Origin of the sequence: Chitinophaga sp. RCC_12, from assembly GCF_041360695.1 — a bacterium.
GTDB lineage: Bacteria > Bacteroidota > Bacteroidia > Chitinophagales > Chitinophagaceae > Chitinophaga.
Genome location: NZ_JBFUPS010000003.1, coordinates 242395 through 263393 on the forward strand (window position 1 = coordinate 242395; position 20999 = coordinate 263393).

Annotated in this window: 14 protein-coding genes; 11 read left to right on the forward strand and 3 right to left on the reverse strand. The window is 48.3% G+C overall.

What is annotated here, in order from left to right:
* Position 1: 1 nt before the first annotated feature.
* Genes uxaC through AB6805_RS10790 form a run of 4 tightly spaced genes read left to right on the forward strand, consistent with a single transcriptional unit; the run spans position 2 to position 4383 of the window.
* The gene (gene uxaC, locus AB6805_RS10775) at positions 2-1396 is read left to right on the forward strand and encodes a glucuronate isomerase (protein ID WP_370909429.1); all 1395 of its coding nucleotides are present in this window, start codon (positions 2-4) and stop codon (positions 1394-1396) included.
* Complete coding sequence (locus AB6805_RS10780; protein ID WP_370909430.1) at positions 1396-2394, forward strand: PfkB family carbohydrate kinase; 999 nt, start codon at positions 1396-1398, stop codon at positions 2392-2394. Before uxaC ends, AB6805_RS10780 begins: the two co-directional genes overlap by 1 nt.
* 3 nt (positions 2395-2397) lie before the next feature.
* Positions 2398-3060 carry a bifunctional 4-hydroxy-2-oxoglutarate aldolase/2-dehydro-3-deoxy-phosphogluconate aldolase gene (locus AB6805_RS10785; protein ID WP_370909431.1) on the forward strand — a complete coding sequence of 221 codons (663 nt, stop codon included), beginning with the start codon at positions 2398-2400 and terminating at the stop codon, positions 3058-3060.
* Between the two features lie 33 nt (positions 3061-3093).
* Complete coding sequence (locus AB6805_RS10790) at positions 3094-4383, forward strand: MFS transporter (protein WP_370909432.1); 1290 nt, start codon at positions 3094-3096, stop codon at positions 4381-4383.
* 298 nt (positions 4384-4681) lie between these two features.
* Here AB6805_RS10790 and AB6805_RS10795 read toward each other — a convergent pair whose 3' ends face one another.
* The gene (locus tag AB6805_RS10795; protein WP_370909433.1) at positions 4682-6328 is read right to left on the reverse strand and encodes a UxaA family hydrolase; all 1647 of its coding nucleotides are present in this window, start codon (positions 6326-6328) and stop codon (positions 4682-4684) included.
* A 462-nt stretch (positions 6329-6790) separates the two neighbouring features.
* On the opposite strand from AB6805_RS10795, the gene AB6805_RS10800 reads away from it, so the two are divergent.
* From AB6805_RS10800 to AB6805_RS10830, 7 genes are all read left to right on the forward strand, one after another.
* On the forward strand, positions 6791-8746 hold the full coding sequence (locus AB6805_RS10800; protein ID WP_370909434.1) for a heparinase II/III family protein: 1956 nt from the start codon (positions 6791-6793) through the stop codon (positions 8744-8746).
* Between the two features lie 186 nt (positions 8747-8932).
* Positions 8933-9775, forward strand: coding sequence for a 5-dehydro-4-deoxy-D-glucuronate isomerase (kduI, locus tag AB6805_RS10805; RefSeq protein WP_370909435.1), 843 nt, complete (start codon positions 8933-8935; stop codon positions 9773-9775).
* 22 nt (positions 9776-9797) lie between these two features.
* Positions 9798-12020: a DUF4861 family protein gene (locus tag AB6805_RS10810; RefSeq protein WP_370909436.1), complete on the forward strand. Its 2223-nt coding sequence runs from the start codon at positions 9798-9800 to the stop codon at positions 12018-12020.
* A gap of 51 nt (positions 12021-12071) precedes the next feature.
* Positions 12072-12833 carry an SDR family oxidoreductase gene (locus AB6805_RS10815; protein ID WP_370909437.1) on the forward strand — a complete coding sequence of 254 codons (762 nt, stop codon included), beginning with the start codon at positions 12072-12074 and terminating at the stop codon, positions 12831-12833.
* A gap of 30 nt (positions 12834-12863) precedes the next feature.
* Positions 12864-13916, forward strand: a complete 1053-nt coding sequence (locus AB6805_RS10820) for a LacI family DNA-binding transcriptional regulator (RefSeq protein WP_370909438.1) — start codon at positions 12864-12866, stop codon at positions 13914-13916.
* Between the two features lie 21 nt (positions 13917-13937).
* The gene (locus AB6805_RS10825) at positions 13938-15131 is read left to right on the forward strand and encodes a glucuronyl hydrolase (RefSeq protein ID WP_370909439.1); all 1194 of its coding nucleotides are present in this window, start codon (positions 13938-13940) and stop codon (positions 15129-15131) included.
* An 18-nt stretch (positions 15132-15149) separates the two neighbouring features.
* Positions 15150-16406, forward strand: a complete 1257-nt coding sequence (locus AB6805_RS10830; protein ID WP_370909440.1) for a DUF2264 domain-containing protein — start codon at positions 15150-15152, stop codon at positions 16404-16406.
* Between the two features lie 11 nt (positions 16407-16417).
* Here AB6805_RS10830 and AB6805_RS10835 read toward each other — a convergent pair whose 3' ends face one another.
* Positions 16418-16900 (reverse strand): GNAT family N-acetyltransferase, encoded by a 483-nt coding sequence (locus AB6805_RS10835; protein WP_370909441.1) that lies wholly within the window; start codon positions 16898-16900, stop codon positions 16418-16420.
* Between the two features lie 19 nt (positions 16901-16919).
* Complete coding sequence (locus AB6805_RS10840; RefSeq protein WP_370909442.1) at positions 16920-20852, reverse strand: Pls/PosA family non-ribosomal peptide synthetase; 3933 nt, start codon at positions 20850-20852, stop codon at positions 16920-16922.
* Positions 20853-20999 lie beyond the last annotated feature (147 nt).

The following is a 20999-nucleotide window of genomic DNA, read 5'->3' on the forward strand; positions in this document are numbered from 1 at the left end:
TATGAAGGAATTTCTGTCTGAAGATTTTTTATTAAAAACGGAAACGGCTAAACGATTGTATTTTGATTACGCCGCGTCCATGCCAGTGATAGATTATCATAACCATCTGCCACCGGACGAAATAGCAGGGAATAAAACATTTGCCAACCTGTACGCCATCTGGCTGAAAGGAGACCATTATAAATGGCGGGCCATGCGTGCCAACGGCGTGCCGGAAGAGTTTATTACCGGCCCCGCCGACGACTATACGAAATTCCGCCATTGGGCAGCCACCACGCCGTATACGATGCGTAATCCGCTGTATCACTGGTCGCACATGGAATTAAAGAATCCATTTGGTGTAACGGACCTGCTTAATGAAAAAACAGCGGAGAAGATATACCATGATTGTAATGCACAATTACCCCGGTTATCCACACAAACACTCCTGCAACATTATAAAGTAGACACGCTGTGCACAACCGACGACCCGGTAGATTCGCTGGAGCACCACCGTGCTATTGCCAATAAGCCTTTCGGCACACGGGTGCTGCCTACCTTCCGCCCCGACAGGGCCATGGCGGTAGACAATCCAGAGGTGTTCAACCGTTTTATTAACGAGCTGGCAGCAGTTACCAATAAAGAAATCACCAGGTTCGATGATCTCATAGAAGCATTACATAGCCGGCATACTTATTTTCATGAAGCCGGCGGCCGCCTGAGTGATCATGGCATCAGCACCTTTTATTTTTCACCGGCTACCGGAAAGGAACTGGACACTATTTTCAATAATACCCGCGGCCATCGCGCAGCCACGCCCTACGAGAATGCACAGTTTAAAACGGCGATCCTGCTGGCTGTTTGCGAGTGGAACCACGAACGGGAATGGACACAACAGTTTCACGTAGGCGCTATCCGTAATAATAATTCCCGCCTGCTGCAACGGGTAGGGGCGGATGCCGGTGTGGATTCTATCGGCGACTGGCGCGTTGCGGAGGCCATGAGCGCATTTTTTGATGCACTGGATAAGAAAGATAAGTTAACAAAGACAGTTGTATATAACCTCAACCCTTCTTACAACGAAGTTTTTGCTACCATGGCAGGCAACTTCCAGGATGGCACCGTTGCCGGCAAAATCCAGTATGGTTCCGGGTGGTGGTTCCTGGATCAGAAAGACGGCATGGAAAAGCAGATGAACGTATTAAGCAACATGGGCCTGCTGAGCCGGTTTGTAGGAATGTTAACCGATTCCAGAAGTTTTCTGTCTTATTCCCGCCATGAATATTTTCGCCGTATTTTGTGTAACCTGATCGGCAACGACGTGGAGCAGGGAGAGCTGCCAAATGATATTGCCTGGTTAGGGAAAATGGTACAGGATATATGTTACTATAACGCAAAAGCATATTTTGGATTCTAATGAAGCCGGTAAAAGTTATCACATTCGGAGAAATATTATTACGCTTGTCGCCGCAGCTGGCACAAAATACCGCCGCTATTTACGTAGGCGGTGCGGAAGCCAACGTTGCCGCCGCATTGGCCAACTGGGGCACAGAAGTGGCTTATATCAGCAAAGTGCCTGAAAACGGCCTGTCGAAAGACGTGCTGGAGCAACTGAGTAACCGCGGTATCCATACCGACAGGGTATTGTGGGGCGGTGCGCGCATTGGTATTTATTACCTGGCACAGGGCAGCGACCTTAAACATGCAGAAGTGGTGTACGACAGGGCATGGTCATCTTTCAGCCAGATAGTCCCCGGCACGGTTGATTGGGACAGTTTGCTGGGTGATGCCGAGTGGTTTCACTGGAGCGCCATTACACCAGCCTTAAACCCTGATGCAGCCGCCGTTTGCAAGGAAGTATTGGAGGCTGCCACCCGGAAAGGGTTGACCATTTCCACGGATCTTAACTACCGCAGCAAGCTATGGCAGTATGGGAAAAAGCCGGTGGATGTGATGCCGGAGCTGGTGCAGTACTGTGATGTAATCATGGGCAACATCTGGGCCGCCAATAATATGCTGGATACCGCACTGGATACAGCTGCGCTGGAAGCCAATACCAAGGACACCTACCTGCAACAGGCAGAAAAGGTAGCAGCAGAAATCACTGCTACGTATAAGCGTTGCAAGCGGGTGGCTTTTACTTTTCGTTTCAGCAATGCTCCTACTCATAATTTGTACTACGCTTTTTACTATAACGAAGGACAGATGAGTATTTCCCGTGAATACGATACCAACGACGTGGTGGATCGCGTAGGCAGCGGAGACTGCTTCATGGCCGGGTTGATACATGCACAGCTGCAGGGACTGGATGATCAGCAGATCATTTCTTTTGCCGCCGCTGCCGCGTATTCCAAATTTTTTGTGATGGGAGATTTTAATACTACTTCTGAGAAAGAAATAATAAAACTGATATAGCATATGGCACCAAGTCCTGATACAATTATAACAGCATTTGAGCAAAGCGGGATTATTCCGGTTTTTTATCATGATGATGAAAATGTTTGCCTGGAAGTACTGCAAGCCTGTTATGATGGCGGCTTACGGGTATTTGAATTTACCAGCAGGGGAGAAAATGCACGCAAGAACTTCGCTACCCTGCGCGACAGGAAACTGGCTGCCATGCCGGATTTGTACCTGGGTATCGGAACCATTAAAAACGCATCAGATGCCGCCGTATATGCCGGAATGGGCGCCGACTTTATCGTTTGTCCCGTAACCGATCCGGAAACGGCCGCTTATTGCAGTGCTGAAAACATTACCTGGATTCCCGGCTGTATGACGCCTACAGAAATTTCGGTCGCCGAAAAAAGCGGCGCCCGGCTGGTGAAGCTGTTTCCGGGTAATGTCCTCGGACCGGGCTATGTAAATTCCATTAAGCCACTATTCCCGCAACTGAAGTTTATGCCTACAGGCGGTGTAGAACCTACTCGTATTAGTATGGATGCCTGGTTTGATGCCGGCGTGGTATGCGTGGGAATGGGTTCTAATTTGCTGTCCAAGTCCCTGATTGAAAGTAAGGACTGGGGCGCGCTGAAAGATAAAATAGTGCAAACGTTTGCATTTCTCAGGGCTAAGAAGTAACTTATGCACTTTATAAATTCCAAATAAACCGTAATGAATTCCACAACTTTAGGTAAGTATCGCTGGCGGGTATGTGCACTTTTATTTGTTGCTACAACCATTAACTATATAGACAGACAGATATTAGGATTGCTTAAAACTGATTTATCAGCCGAGTTTAACTGGTCGGAAACAGCGTACAGCAACCTGGTAATGGCATTTTCCGCTTCCTACGCGATTGGCTTGCTTTTCTTTGGCGCATTGGTAGATAAGATAGGTTCCAAACTGGGATACGCGGTATCTATTGTGGTATGGAGCCTGTCGGCAATGGCGCACGGACTGGTGCGTTCCACGCTGGGTTTCGGCGTGGTAAGGTCTATCCTGGGCGTGAGTGAAGCGGGCAACTTCCCTGCGGCTATTAAAGCCACCGCGGAATGGTTTCCCAAAAAGGAGCGGGCACTGGCTACGGGCATCTTCAACTCAGGTTCCAATATTGCGGCTGTTATAGGACCGGCTATGGTATACTGGCTGGCCAGCAATCATGGCTGGAGAAATGCGTTTGTATGGACCGGCGCCATCGGTTTTATCTGGTTGATATTCTGGTGGATCTATTATGAAATTCCTGCCCGTCACAAGAAATTATCCAAAGCAGAATTTGATCATATCCACTCCGATCAGGAAGTGGAAGAACTGAAACCCAAACCCATTAAATGGAGTAAACTCCTGGGCATCAGGCAAACATGGGCTTTCATATTTGGAAAATTACTGACAGACCCCGTATGGTGGTTTTTCCTGTTCTGGTTACCAGGTTACCTGGAATCTATTTTCCATGTAAATATGAAAGAAACGCTGGGTCTGCCGGTAATCATCATCTATTCCATTACCAGCTTTGGCAGCATCGGTGGCGGATGGTTATCTTCCCACCTGATCAAATCCGGCTGGCCGGTTTTCAAAGCGCGTAAAGTGTCTATGCTGATCTTTGCAGTTTGTGTATTACCTATTATGCTGATACAATATTCCAATAATGTATGGTTCGCTATTGCATTGATCAGCCTGGCTACGGCAGCACACCAGGCCTGGTCTGCTACTATATTCACCACCGCATCTGATATGTTCCCTAAACGGGCGGTAAGTTCTGTAGTGGGTATCGGCGGTATGGCCGGATCAATTGGCGGTACGCTGTTCCCCATGCTGATCGGCGCTATGCTGGATCATTATAAATTAATCGGCAACATCGGTATTGGCTACAATATCCTATTCACCATTTGCGCTTTAGCCTACCTGGTGGCCTGGACCGTAATGCACTTCTTTGCACCTAAAATGGAGGCGGTGAATTTGAACTAAGCGCGCGAAGGTTGTCTTACTCAGGATTACGCTGATTAAGCTGATTACTTTGATTTTGTCTTTTTGATTTTTTTTGATTTTATAAGATTAAATAAGAGGAAGGAATTTTTGTAAAATTTATAAATAGAAAACGTCCGGGCAGATGTCCGGACGTTTGTTTTTATTCTTATGAGTATCAAAAATTATTCTCTTAGTATCTTTCTTAATTCACAAATCAAAAGTAAAATCAAATAAAATCAAAAAGACAAAATCAAAGTAATCAGCTTAATCAGCGTAATCCTGAGTAAGACAAAATCCGCTACAGGGAAACTCCCCGTTTCCATGGAATGAAATCGTCCTGGTTAAGCTGCTCGGCCTTTGTATGCACTTCGCCGCTGGCGGTACGGATAATGTATTCCAGGATTTCTTCTCCCATGCCGGCAATGGTTTGTTCGCCGCTGATGATAGTACCGGTGTTGATGTCGATGATATCTTTCATGCGGGTGGCCAGTTTGGTATTGGTGGCCAGTTTTACTACCGGTGCAATCGGGTTGCCGGTAGGTGTGCCAAGGCCCGTGGTAAACAACACCACGTTAGCGCCGGAACCAACTTCTGCTGAAGTGGATTCAACATCGTTACCGGGGGTGCAAAGCAGGTTCAGACCGGGTTTGGTGACATATTCGGTATAATCCAGTACGTCTGTAACCGGTGAAGTGCCGCCTTTTTTAGCAGCTCCCGCAGATTTGATGGCATCTGTAACGAGGCCATCTTTGATATTTCCCGGAGAGGGGTTCATATAAAAACCGGAACCTACTGACTGGGCCTGGCTTTCATATAGACGCATAATGCGGATAAATTTATCGGATATATCTTCTGTCTGGCAGCGGTTAATCAGTTCCTGTTCCACGCCGCAGAGTTCAGGGAATTCAGAAAGAATGGAAGTGCCGCCCAGCGCCACCAGGAGGTCGGAAGTATGACCTACAGCCGGGTTAGCCGAAATGCCGGAAAATCCGTCAGAGCCCCCGCATTCCAGTCCGATTACCAGTTTGGAGAGCGGGCTTGGCTTCCGGGTCAGCTTATTGGCTTCCACCAGTGCCAGGAACGTGTCTTTGATGGCGGCAGACAGCATCGCAAATTCGGAAGCACTTTTCTGCTGTTCATATACCAATACCGGCTTGTTAAAGGCCGGGTTGAGCTTTTTCAGTGATTCCTGGAGGATGGATACCTGCGCATGCTGGCATCCCAGACTCAGAATAGTGGCTCCGGCAACATTGGAGTGATGAATATAACCGGCCAGCAGGGCGCATAAAGCGTCTGAATCCTGGCGGGTACCTCCGCAGCCCCCCTCATGGGTGAGGAATTTGATACCATCAATATTCGGGAAAACTACGTTGCGTTTACTCGTTTCCGTTAGGGCACCTGCCTCATAGTTTTTAATGGCTTCCAGGTCACCGCTTTTGTAAAGCGAAACCAGGTCTGTTACCTGTTCGTTGTATACTTCCGCAGGAGAAAAACCAAGACCCTTTTCGAAGGCGGTTTTAATTACACTTACATTCCTGTTTTCACAAAAAACCAATGGAATTACCAGCCAGTAATTACGGGTGCCTACCTGGCCATCGGCCCGGTGGTAGCCCATAAAGGTGCGGGTTTTCCATTTACTCACATCGGGCGCCTGCCATTCCAGGGAGCTGTCTTTTTCATGAAATGCGTTGGCATCATGGATCACATTTTCCGTGGTAATGGTTTCACCCCTCCTGATACTTTTGCTGGCTTTGCCCACCAGCACACCATACATCGTGATGGGATCGCCTTCACGGATATCATTTACCAGGAATTTATGTTTAGCAGAAATATTTTGTTGCAGTTGAATGTTATGTCCGTTAAATGAGATATCGGTTCCTACCGGTATATCCTGTAAGGCTACCAGCACATTATCGTCAGGATGAATTTGTAAATAAGCGTTCATAGGAGCTAAAGTAGTAAATAACTGCTCCGGCTGGTGATAGTAAAATGTTAATCCATGATAAGATTTTGACTATTTGATTATACCGCTGGAACACCTTATGGGAGCAGGTCAGGAATGAATTATAAATTGTTAATCGGCTATCAGTAGGATTTCACCAGCCGGATAGGAGCAGGTCGTTATCCGGTAATGTTTATGCAAACGTTTGTAATTCTGGTATATTTTGATATTTTTGATTTACCGGCGCGGGTTTCCGGCGATGAAACCAGTAAATTCCATGGGAGAAAGAGATGATATTTTTAAAGATGCCCGTATGGGCACTACCGGAGGCGGCAAGATTCCGTTTGAAAGCAGCGCACCCGGTGAACAATGAATGACACTATTGTAACAAATACATGACAGTGCCTCGCCACACCTTTAGCCTATAATTTCGTCCTGTTTATATCTTACTAAAATAAATGTCAAATGCACGTTAAAAAACTGGTATGCACGGTATTACTCTTTTCAGGTATCAGTATAGCCGGCAACGTTAGTGCCCAGGATGCTGGTAAAACAAGAAATTATTTGTATGAAGAATACAGGCAGAAAGGTAGTGATGCTGCATTTAAAAATATTGTGCAATGGAGGCTGCAACGATATAAATCCATCGTGGAACAAATTGCCGCCCTGCCGGCCGCCAGTAAGGCCATATTGCTGAAGGAAGCGGATAAAAATTTATCGTTCAGCTGGCCTTCATTGCCAGCTACTTTATACCTGCAATACCGCGACAATGGCAACCGCGTAAATTTTGAAAATGCGCAGTTTGAACGCCGGAAGGTATTAGCAGCATTAGTGGCAGGAGAACTGGTGGAGGGAAAAGGAAAGTATATACCGCAAATAGTAAACGGTTTATGGCTGATCCTGGAAGAAAGTACCTGGGTGCTGCCGGCACATATCGGGGCACAGAAAGCAGGCAGCGATCTGCCGGACCCTGAAGAGCCGGTGGTAGACCTGTTTGCAGGGGAAACAGCCGCTACACTGAGCTGGGCGCAGTTCCTGCTGCATGATCAGCTGGATAAATTTTCCCCGGTAGTAAATAAGCGGATCACCTATGAACTACAACACCGCATTGTGGAACCTTACCTGAAACGGACCGATTTCTGGTGGATGGGATGGGCCGGCCGTAGCGTGAATAACTGGAATATCTGGATCAATACCAATGTTTTGCAAACCGCATTGCTGGGTATAAATGAAACGGATACACGAAATAAAGTAATTGAGAAAACGATCCGCAGCGCAGATAATTTCGTGAACGGCTATCCGGAGGATGGCGGCTGCGATGAAGGGCCTACCTATTGGGGACATGCAGGAGGTAAACTCATTGAATTTATCGACTTGTTGACCAATGCTTCTGCGCATCAGCTGAGCTGGAGCAACAATGAACTGATTCACCGTATTGGCGCCTACATTTATAAAATGCACGTGGACAGCAGCCGGTTTGTGAATTTTGCAGATGCTTCTGCCAGCACCATTCCACCCGCACATACGGTATATTTATACGGAGCAGCCTTTCATGATCCATTGCTGGTCAACTTCGCCGCTTACCTCTCAAGGCTGGATAGTCCCGACACCAACAGGGTAAAGACGCCTTCCCTGGCTTTCTTTGTGTATAACGTGGAACTCCGCAACGCATTACTTTCAGCGAAAGCAGCGGCCCCTTATACCGCTGAAAACTGGCTTCCTGATTTGCAGGTATTGTCTCTTCGCTCAGAAGCCGGCGTATCCAAAGGCTTGTTCTTTGCCGCACAGGGCGGGCATAATGCAGAAAGCCATAATCATAATGACGTGGGAAATTTTGTGCTGTACATGGATGGAAAACCCGCCATTATTGATGTGGGCGTAGGCACTTATACAAAGCAAACATTCAGCGCCGACCGTTATAAGCTATGGTTTATGCAATCGCAATGGCATAACTGCCCTACTATCAACGGTGTTCAGCAACGCGATGGCCGGCAGTTCCAGGCCACTGCCGTGCAATACAGCCGTAATAAGCTGAGTATGGACATTGCCGCGGCGTATCCCGAGGCAGCTATGGTACAAGCCTGGAAACGCACCTTTACATTCAACCCCGCCAAAACTTCACTGCAGTTATCAGAAGCTTACCAGTTGAAAGATTGGAAGGAGCCCTTCCTGCTGCATTTTATGACCAGCCTGGATACCGATACCCATACGCCAGGGAGGATTTTACTGAAAGGTGGAACAGCTGACCTGTTAATGACCTACGATCCTGCCTTATTTGAAGCAACAGCAGAACAACAGGAAATAAAAGATAGCCGCTTATCACCGGTATGGGGCGATCATATAACACGCATCAGCCTGAAGGCCCGGAAGCAGGCATTAACCGGCAAACATTCGGTGGAGTTCGTGATGCGCCGTAAATAAAGGAAATCCGACCGTCCTGTGAAGGCATTTTTTTAAATAAATGCTTGATTTTTGCAAACGTTTGCATTACTTTAGAGTTTCCGCCTGATTAGCAAAAATTATCGGGAAAGATAATGATGTAAATTACCAGTAAGCTGAGAAGAACCATCAGCTGCTCTTTCAAATAAATAAAAACATGCAGATTATATGAGCACCACGTTCGAATCAAGATATGCCAGCAGTCCGGCTGAAGTAAAGCAAATGGACACTGCACAACTCAGGCAGGCATTTTTAATGGAGAAAATCTTCGACGCCGACCACATTGCCTGGACCCACACCCATTACGACCGCTACCTCACAGGCGGCGCTATGCCCGTAAAAGGACCGGTAACACTGGACACAATTGACCTGCTGAAAGCAACCTATTTCCTGGAAAGAAGGGAACTAGGCATGATCAACGTAGGTGGCGATGGCGTAGTGGAAGTAGACGGCGAGAAATTTGAACTGGCGTATAAAGAAGCATTATACATCGGCAAAGGAAAACAACAGGTGATCTTCTCCAGTAAAAACGCAGCAACACCCGCTAAATTCTACCTTAATTCCACACCTGCGCATCATAGCTACCCAACCCGTAAAGTGTCTAAAAAAGAAGCGGAAGTGGTAACACTGGGCACATTGGAAACTGCCAATCACCGCACCATCAATAAACTACTGGTGAACAGCGTGCTGGAAACCTGCCAGTTGCAAATGGGCATGACAGAGCTGCAACCAGGCAGCGTATGGAACACCATGCCGGCACATACGCACGACAGAAGAATGGAAGTGTATTTTTACTTTGAAGTACCGGAAGGCCAGTCCGTATGCCACTTCATGGGACAGCCACAGGAAAGCCGGCATATCTGGATGCAGAATGAACAGGCGGTTATTTCCCCACCCTGGTCCATTCACTCCGGCGCCGGCACCAGCAACTATACTTTTATATGGGGTATGGCCGGTGAAAACCTCGACTACAGTGATATGGATCATTGCAAGATCACGGAACTACGTTAATGAACTGATAATAGCTGCTATCATGATGATGAAAAAAATTATCGCAGGAAGCTTGCTGGGCTTGTCTTTCCTGCATGCCGGCTTACCGGTGCATGCTGTGGAACCTGTTACCGGCCTGCATGCCACGGCTTTCACGGATGCCTATACCGCAGCCGCAGTAAGGGCGCAAATGGAAAAAGTGGCTTCCTGGCAATGGCGCCATATAACTGAAAATGGCTGGAACCACGCGCCTACCGACTGGACCAATGGCGCAATGTACGCCGGTATGATGTCGCTGGCCCAGGTAACATCCAATCCCTTTTTTGTGGACCGCCTGGTACAGGTAGGGAAAGACAATAACTGGAACACCGGGCCGGATCGTTTCTTCGCAGATGAATATTGCGTAGGTCAACTCTATTCACAATTGAATAGTGTGTATAAAGATCCGGTGATGACCGATAAATTCCGTAAGCTGGCAGATAGCATTGTGGCAGCGCCGCATACAGAATCGCTCGAATGGAAAGATGGTATTCATCACCGCGAATGGGCCTGGTGTGATGCCTTATTCATGGGTCCCCCGGCATTGGCTTATTTAAGCACGGCCACCGGTGATCCGCGTTACCTGGCCACCGCAGATAAGCTATGGTGGAAAACAACAGACTACCTGTATAATAAACAGGACAGCCTTTATTACCGCGATGGCAGCTATATCGGCAAAAAAGAAAAGAACGGGACCAATGTATACTGGAGCCGTGGCAACGGCTGGGTAATGGGCGGCCTGGTGCGTATGCTGGATAATATGCCCGCCGGTTACGCCGGGAAGGCGCGTTTCCAGGAGTTGTATAAACAAATGGCTTACCGCATAAAAGCCCTTCAAACAGCCGATGGTACCTGGCATGCCAGCTTACTGGACCCCGGCAGTTACCCGGCAAAGGAAACAAGCGGCACCGGCTTTTACGTATATGCGTTGATGTGGGGAGTGAATAACGGTCTTTTGCCGGAGAAGGAATTTTTACCAGTGATACAAAAAGGCTGGGAAGCGCTTACCGGCTGCGTACACCCGGATGGTAAGCTGGGCTTTGTCCAGGAAATAGGCGCTGCACCCGGAAAGGCAACCGCCAATGATACCGAAGTATATGGCGTAGGTGCGTTCCTGTTAGCCGGCTCGGAACTGATCAAATACGATCTCCGGAAAAATGCTGCTGCCCAGGTAATCATCTCCAATAACACTGGTATCAACAGGATAGAAGAAGTGACTGAAATTTCTTACCCGGCTTTCAGCGCAAAATTATCCAAACAAACGCTGAAAGGTTTTAAGATAGTGGATGTATTGAGCGGACAGGAAATTCCTTATCAGCTGATTTATGAAGGTGGTAAATCGCCAAAGAAGATATTGTTACAGGTAACACTGCCCGCTGCTGCAAGTTTGTATGCGCGGGTAGTGGAAGGCGCCCCGGCGCCCGTAAAGGCAAAGGCATACGGCCGTTATGTGCCGGAGCGTAAAGATGATTACGCCTGGGAAAATGATCGTATGGCTTATCGCATGTATGGCAAGGCGCTGGAAAAAGTACCAAAAGAAATGGCCTATGGTATTGACGTATGGGCCAAGCGTACCACCGATATGGTGATTGACACCTGGTATAAACTGGACAACTATCACCACGATAACGGGCAGGGACTGGATTATTACAGCGTGGGTTTAACACTTGGCGCGGGCGACACCGCGCCATCCGGACAGGATACCATCTATTTCCCGAAAAACTACCGGCAGTCGAAAACCCTCGACAATGGTCCGTTGCGCACCACTTTCTCCCTCACGTACGATACCTGGCAGGCAGGCAATACCGCCGTTACCGTTACTAAAACTATCTCCCTGGATGCAGGTTCCCAACTCAATAAAATGCAGGTGCAATACAGTTTCAAAGGGAATGACATCCCCGTGGTAACCGGTATTGTAAAACGCAAAGAGCCCGGCACCGTATTGCTGGATGAGAAAACAGGCGTAATGGGTTACTGGGAGCCCGCTCATGGCGACGATGGCACACTCGGCATAGGTTGTGTTTTTGCACGGGAAGTACCCGGAATGAAAACGGATCAGGTACATTTGCTGAGTCCGGGAACAGCAGGGAGCCAGCAGCCATACGAATATTATTTCGGGGCAGCATGGAGCAAAGGCGGCAGGATCACTTCTGCCGAAGAGTGGTTCGCCTATCTCGAAACATTCGCCCAAAAGATTAAACAACCCTTACAGGTAACGATTCAATAACTTTTCCGGCAGGCCACCACTGGCCTGCCGGAAAACTCCAACTTATTCATCATGGATTTATTTCAGTTAAAAGGAAAAACTGCCCTGGTTACCGGCTGCAAACGTGGCATAGGAAAAGCAATGGCGGTGGCACTGGCTACCGCAGGTGCAGATATTATCGGGGTTTCAGCCTCCCTGGAGCTGGAGGGCAGCGAAGTGGAAAAAGAAGTAAAAGCATTGGGCCGTAGTTTTAAGGCCTATCAATCCGACTTTTCCAACCGTACCAGCCTCTATGCATTTATTAAACAACTGGAACAGGATGTTCCGGTAATAGATATCCTCGTCAATAACGCCGGCACTATTCTCCGTAAACCCGCCGCAGAGCACCCGGACGAGTACTGGGACGAAGTGATTAACATCAACCTGAACGCTCAATTTATCCTGACCCGTGAAATAGGAAAAGGAATGATTGCCCGTGGAAGCGGAAAAGTTATCTTTACAGCGTCTTTGCTCACCTTCCAGGGCGGTATTAATGTGCCGGGATATGCAGCCAGTAAAGGAGCCGTAGGATCACTGGTAAAGGCATTTGCCAATGAATGGGCTTCAAAAGGCGTGAATGTGAATGCCATTGCGCCGGGATATATTGCCACGGATAATACGGCAGCCCTCAGGGCAGATCAGCAACGCAGCAGCGCTATACTGGACCGCATTCCGGCAGGCAGATGGGGCGAACCGGAAGACTTTGCCGGACCAGCCATATTCCTTGCCTCAAAAGCGGCTGATTACATACATGGTACAATCCTTACAGTGGATGGTGGCTGGATGGGAAGATAACAGGACATTTACAGCTAATAGCCTCTATACATGAGCAAACGTACCGAAAAAACAATTGTGGATATTGCAGAAGAGCTGAAGCTCTCCGTATCCACTGTTTCACGCGCCCTGAATGATAATCCTAACATCAGCGCACGTACGAAAGATAAGGTAAAGAAGATGGCCCGTAAACTCGGCTATCGTCCCAATGCCTTAGCCGCCGGGTTACGCAACAACAAAAGCAAAACCATCGGGCTTATTGTTCCGCGTATCTCTATGTTCTTTCCCGCTACCATCAGCACCATCATTCAAAACAAGCTGCAGGAACATGGATATAACCTGATCATCTGCCAATCAAATGATTCCTACGAACAGGAAATAGCACTGGTAAATACGCTGTATTCCGCAAGGGTGGATGGATTGGTGGTATCTACCACTTTATATACTACCGACTTTTCTCATTTCGATGTATTTAAGGACAACAAAATTCCACTGATATTTTTTGACAGGGTACCGAAGGATTATAATGTAAAGGTAATTAAGGGAGATGACTACCTGGGAGGTTATACCGCCACTAACCACCTGATAGAAAAAGGCTGTAAAGATATTGTTCATATTTCCGGGCCACTCAGCTGTAACCTTTATGTGGAAAGGGTGGCAGGGTATAAGAATGCATTACAGGAGTCAAAGCTGCCGTTTAAAAAAACGCGTGTATTTTATCACGAACTCACCCGCGATAACGCCTGGCAAACCTGTGAAAAAATATTCTCGCAACCTCCATTCCCCGATGGCGTATTTGCATCTAATGATACAACGGCCATTACCATCATGCAGTATTGCCGCAAAATAAATGTAAGGGTGCCGGAAGACCTGAAAATAGTAGGGTATTCCAATGATCCCCGTACAGAAATCGTAACACCGGCGGTTACCAGTGTAGACCAGTACCCGGCCATGATGGGAGAACGTGTGGTAGCCGCTCTCATGGAACTGATCAGTACCGCACCTTCCAGTGTATCACGTTATTCACAGGAAATAATACCTATTCAACTGATAGCCCGCGAATCTTCTGCTGGTACAGCAAAGAGCAGCGGAAAAAAGAAATGATCATACTATAATCACGTTATTATGAAGAAGCACCTGTTCTTTACGGCATTGTTATTGCCGGCATTTATAATGCAATCGTATGCGCAGGCGGGTAAAGCAGATAAAGCCCTGCTCACAAAGGCAGATGCCACCCTGCAATTCGCCGCCAGGCAGTACAAGCTGATGATGACGCATGTACCCGACAGCTTGTTGCCCCGCAGCACCAGCAAAGATGGCAGTTTGATGACGTCTAACTCCGGCTGGTGGACTTCCGGTTTTTATCCCGGCACTAACTGGTACCTTTTTGAATATACCCAGGATCCGGCCTTTAAAAACGAAGCCCTGAAGAGAATGGCGCTGGTACAAAAAGAACAGTACAATACCCACACACACGACCTGGGCTTTATGATGTACTGCCCCTTTGGCAATGCCCTGCGCATCACAAAAGATACTGCTTACCAATCCATTTTGCTCACCAGCGCAAAGTCACTGTCCACCCGCTTTAATCCAACCGTAGGTTGTATTAAATCATGGGATCACGGCGCATGGAAGTTCCCGGTGATCATCGATAACATGATGAACCTCGAGCTGCTGAACTGGGCTACCCGCGAAAGCGGCGACAAAAAGTTTGCAGAAATCGCCCGTATACACGCTAACACTACCATGAAGCATCATTTCCGCCCGGACTACAGCTCTTACCACGTAGTGGATTACGATCCCGCTACCGGTGCGGTAAATGAACGTAAAACACACCAGGGACTGGCCGACAGTTCTGCCTGGGCACGCGGACAAGCATGGGGATTGTACGGCTACACCCTTATGTACCGCGATACAAAAGATAAAGCATACTTGGAGCAAGCCCGTCATATCGCAGACTTTATCCTGGATAACCCGCATATGCCGGCCGACCTCGTGCCTTACTGGGACTATGACGCACCGGATATTCCCAACGCACTGCGTGATGTATCTGCCGCTTCAGTAGCCGCATCAGCCTTGCTGGAGTTAAGCCGTTACACCAATAAAGCCGATGGCAAACGTTACTGGGATGCAGCAGAAAAAATGCTGACCAGTCTTTGCAGCCCGGCATACCTGGCGAAGGAAGGAGAAAATAATAATTTTATATTGATGCATAGCGTAGGCCACCTGCCTAATAAATCGGAAGTAGATGTACCGCTCACTTATGCCGATTACTACTTTGTAGAAGCATTACTCCGGTATAAACAATGGGCAAAATAATGCCGTAAATTTATTTGCATGGACAGACGTTTTTTTATCAAAGCTATTCCAATGGCAGGAGTGGCAAGTACCATAGGCACTGAAAAGGGATTATTGAAAGCGATGGCGGCTGAAAAGCCTGCTCCCGGTGACAGGGAGTATAATGTGGATTTGATGATTCGTATATGCCAACCCGTTATTGAGCAACTGAGCAAAGGAAAACTGAAAGCCACCATGCCTACCGAAGTGGCGCCGAGCTATGGAAAGCCGGTGGAGAAAGTAACCTACCTCGAAGCATTTGGCAGAACCCTGGCCGGTATTGCCCCCTGGCTGGAACTTGGGCCAGACAACACGATGGAAGGAAGCAAGCGTATTGCCATGCTGGAAATGACCCACAAAGCAATAGCGATGGCAGTAGATCCTGCATCTCCTGACTATATGAACTTTACCGGCAAGTTTGATGCACAACCACTGGTAGACGGCGCTTTCCTCGCGCATGGATTATTACGCGCACCCAGGCATGTATGGAGCAGGCTCTCCCCTAAAACACAACAGCAGGTAATAGATGGATTAATCAGTTTACGCAGCATTAAAGCATTTACCAACAACTGGGTATTGTTTTCCGCCATCATTGAAGCCATGCTGCTGAAATTCGGCGCCGACTGGGACCGCAAACCAATTGACCTGGCCGTGCAAAAAATGATGGAGTGGTATAAGGGTGACAGTATGTATGGCGACGGCGCGCATTTTCATTACGACTATTACAACTCTTTTGTGATCCAGCCCATGCTGGTAGACGTATTAAAGGTGATGGCTGAAAAAGAAGAGGGGAGTAAAGCAAACTATGAGCTGGCATTAAAACGGATGCAGCGCTATGCCGCTATTCTCGAAAGACAAATTTCTCCTGAAGGAACTTTCCCGGTAGTGGGTCGCTCCATGCCTTACCGCAACGCAGCTTTCCAGGCACTGGCGCAAATTGCACTGGAAGAAAAACTACCGGAAGAAATATCACCCGCACAGGTAAGATGTGCACTAACGGCAGTGAATAAACGAATATTTGAGGTGCCCGGTACTTTTGATAAGAAAGGATGGCTACAGATTGGTTTCTGCGGGCATCAGCCGGAAATTGCAGATACCTATACCTCTACCGGCAGCCTGTATTTATGCAGTACCGGTTTCCTGGCATTGGGCTTACCTTACGGCAGTCCGTTCTGGTCGGATCCTGCGCAGCCATGGACCTCAAAGAAAGTATATGCCGGAGCTTCTGTGAAAAAAGACCATGCTATCGACTATTAGAGAAGGGGCTGTTAAGTCAGCCACTTCTCATATACCAGCCGTACCGGCTCATATTTTTCCGACGCCAGGAACCGTTGCATACGATGGTTGTTCGCCAGCGTATATCTGACTATCCTGCGAACACCCATTGCTACGTATATCCGTTCCAGTTCTTCATTCAGCATCCTGTAAATACCCTGGCGGCGGAATTCATCTGTCACATAACCATCAGATACATAGAGGGTGTTACCCGTATAATCTTCAATCCGGCTGTCGTCCGGTTCTTCCGGATAGGCAAAGATGAAGCCGGCTGGTTTATCACCTGCATAGGCCAGCAGGCAGGTGCCATCGCAGGTTTCCTGCATCTCTATTACATGTTGCATATAGTTGGATGCAATGCTTTCCCAGGTGGCTGTTTTCGGGAAAAATGCTTTTTCCGAAAGATGCAGCTGCTCCATCATGTTGTTGATGAGCGCATAGTGGTCGCTTATTTGTATGGATTGGATGTTAATCATTTTCGTATAGTTGATAGCGTTATTCCGGTTTAACCGGGCTGCCTGTCCAGCTGGTACCAGGTTGTAATTTTTCTCCTTTCATTAACAACGACAACGGCGCAATATTTACATCATCGCCAATCTCACTGTCGTACAGGATGATGGACCTTGCCCCAATGCTGCTCCTGCGGCCTACTTTAATGGGCCCTATCTTCATTACCCTGTCTTCAAACAGGTGTGTCTGCGGGCCGCTGTCTTCGTTCAATACGCTGTCGGTACCTATTTCCACCATGTCAAATTCCGTGATATCTGCGGTATTCAGTAATACGCGGTGGCCTGTTTTTACACCCAGCAGGCGGAGTATTACCGGCAGCCAGGGAGTTCCTTTCAGGTATTCCAGCAGGAATGGAATAGAGAGTGCTTCGTAAGTGGAAGTAATCGCTTCACTGCGCCATACATTGGATGTCCACATAGGGCTTTGTAAAGCCTTGTATTTGCCTACAAGCACCCATTTGAGCAATACGGTAAAGAAGAATGCCGGCAGTCCAAGGAAAAAGAGATAGTAGAAAGGAAACTGCAACAAGATCATCCACCAGGGTTCATCTGTTACAAGATCATGCGCATAGGCAATGAACAGGATGCTGCAGCAGATCACCACTGTTTCCGGGATGAGGATACGTATAAATTCAACCGTGGCCCTGGCCAGTTTGCGTTGTGGTGATGGATGAGTAGTGAGTTCCGGGGGAAAGAAATGACTTTCCTGGCGGCGTGGCAGCGCAATAGCCGGGGATCCAAACCAGTCGCGGGCAGTACTAGCTGCCAGCTGTTCTTTGGACGGAGGTGTGGATAACACGCCAATCAGCATATTCTCCGGCAATTCATAACCCTGTGGTATCAGGGCACTGTTGCCAACAAAGCTGGTATTATGAATAATCGTTTTTTCGAGTATCAGCTGTTGTCCGCGTACATCAGATTCGCCGAGTGTTACCGCATCTGCAATAAAGGCGCCGTCGCCTATTTCCAGTAATGGATGCGTAACGCTGCTGGCGGTAGACACTTCGGTATTGCGGCCTATTTTGGCTCCCAGTGCGCGGAACAGCGAAGAGATATACACCGTGGCAAAAATAGGATGTATTACAATCAGCGATAGCGACATCAACTGGTCAGCAAACCATTTACGGGCATAAAATGCGCTGTAAATAGGATAAGTGCCCGGCTTAATTCCCCATTGCAGTAAACGGGTAAGCAGCACGGTTTGTGCGGTAAATAAAATAATATAACTCAGCGCCAGCGCCGGTGTGATCACCATATAATTGAAGTTATAATCCGGTGCGGCATTATCCATCTGGTTGAGCGTAATGATGGTGGGCAATAACGGCAACAGCACCGTGAATGGAAACACCAGCAGGAACAGCGAAAAGATAGCGCTGTATTTTCTGCGGGTAGCTTTTGATACCGGCAGGGGCTGTGGCAGGTCACTGATGTTTTTAGTTACTTTTAGCACAGCCGGGCTACCATGCCATACCTCGCCAGATTTCACAGTACTGTTGGCAGGCAGGAAACTAAGGTCCTGTAATTCGCTCCAGGCTTCCATCACCGTGTCGCCGCCAATAACTGCACTGCTGCCTACGTATGCATGATCGCCAAGATACACGCTGCGTAGTTTCAGCCATCCATCTTCCACAAATGCATTATTGATGACTGCCTGTGAACTGATACTTACATCGCTGCCAATGGTAACAAGGTCTTCTGCGCCAATGGTCACCGCGCCGAGTTGTGCATCCGGCGCTATTTTCACGCCCAGCATCCGGAGATAAGCCGGGTATAAAGGCGTGCCATTGAGGAATTGTGAAGGCATGAGGCGCTGGATCGTTTTTACCAGCCACCAGCGGAAGTAATAAGTACCCCATAAAGGATAATCTCCTGCTTTCATTTTGCCTATTACCAGCCATTTGGTGCTGATAATAAGCATAGAAAAGAGAGGCGGCAACAGGCAAAACATGATAAGAGCGGTAAGGATCGCATATCCCAGGTGGCTGGTATCCTGTTCTACATAATAATATCCCAGGTAAGGGAGGAATATCTGCATGGCAAATAATCCGAAGATCACCAGTATGGCAATGGTTTGTGCTATCCAGCAACTGAGATGACGCCACCAGGGCACTTTATTAAAAACGCGGGGTGGCTTAGGGGCCGACTGTGGTTGTGCGGCCCATACATTTACCAGTTCCTGCAGGGGGCGGTGTATATAAATATCTTTGAGAGATGCATTAGGCACATTGGCTTCGCGGCGCAGTCGTGATACAAAAGCTGCTGCCAGTAAGGAGTGTCCTCCCAGGTCGGTGAAAAAGTCCTGTTGGAGGTCGATGGTTTTATCCGGAAATACTTTTGACAGGATAGCACTGATCCTGTCGGCGACGGGGGCATCCGGGTCAATAGCTTCATGAGTGCTTACCTGTGCAAAGGCCGCAGGCAGTGGTAGTGCCTTACGGTTTATTTTGCCACTGGGCAGGCGGGGCATATCTTCCAGCGCTACAATGGTGCCGGGCACCATATAGGGTGGTAATACTTTGGCGAGTGCTGCACGGAGGAAGGATTCATCAAAAGGAGTATGATCTTCCTGCACAATATAACCTACCAGCTGATCCTGGTCGTTGCTGTCTTTTTTCACCGCTACTGCTGCTGCGGCAATGCCGGTAATAGCATGGAGCTGGTTTTCAATTTCCCCGAGTTCAATCCTGTATCCACGCAGCTTGATCTGATCATCGAGGCGGCCCTGGAAGTCGATACTGCCATCCGGTAAAATAATGGCGGCATCACCGGTGCGGTACAGGCGTGTGCCGGGTAGTTCCGTCATGGCGGCTGGCTTGTCCACAAATTTTTCGCGGGTCAGCTCGGGACGGTCGATATACCCGTCGCCTACGCCGGGTCCTGAAATAACCAGTTCTCCGCGTTCGCCTACCGGCAGGATATCCAGTTTTTCGTCTACCACGGCCATGTTGTAATTGGGCAACGGCTGTCCGATGGTGATATAATCTCCTGGCTTTAACGCCGCAAAAGTGGCGCTTACCGTTGTTTCCGTAGGCCCATAACTGTTATAAAAGTGCCTCGGAGGTACAGCCCACCTGGATAGTACCTGTGGCGTACAGGCTTCGCCACCGGCATTAATGAGGCGCAGCGTGGGGATATTATCGTCCATGATAGCGAGCAGGCTGGGAACGGCATGTAGTACGGTGATTTTTTCACGGCGCAATACATCGCCCAGTTCATCAATGGCTTTGGCGGTGGTGGCATCGGCCACCCAAAGTGTAGCGCCGGCAAAGTAACTCAGCCAGGTTTCTTCGCACCACATATCAAAGGATACGGAGAAGCCCTGGTACACCTTATCGGTGGCACGGATATTTAAAACGGTTTGTTCTGCCCTGATAAGGTGGCAGATCTGCCGGTGATTGATCGGGATGCCTTTGGGTTTGCCGGTACTGCCGGAAGTGTATAATATGTAAGCAAAATTTTCGGGTTGTGGTCCGGCGTTAAGGGTGAATATTTCAGTGCTGCCGGGTACCGGTGGTACTGATAACACCGGGGCTTCCAGCCGGAGGGGAACTTCGCTGAAACAGGCCGCCGCCTTTACTTCTGTCAATACACCTTCTACTCTTTCTGCCGGCATCTCCCGGTCGAGGGGAACATAGGCCGCACCGGCTTTAATGATGCCCAGTATAGCCGCATGCAGTTCAAGGCTCCGTGGCCACCAGATCCCAACCACACTGCCGGGGCCTATTCCTTTGGATTGCAGGAATGCGGCGATCGCATCGCTCCAGTGATCCAGCTGCTGATAAGTAAGTGTTTGTTGCTGGAATATCAGTGCGGTTTGATGGGCATGTTCCTGCACCGATTGTGAAAAAATATCAGCCAGCGTTTCATGATGGAGCAGCTCTGGCTGTTGGGGTCCTTTAACTATACTGTAAACATTCATAAGTTCGCGTTCCCGTAGGTACTTTGGTGTTTGGTATAGCAAAGTTAGGTGTAAGAATCGGAGCGCCGCCTTATAATACGCTTAAAAAAAATAGATTGTTTGGCAAAATTTGCGTATTATCTGGTAAGATGCCAGCGCTCACTAACA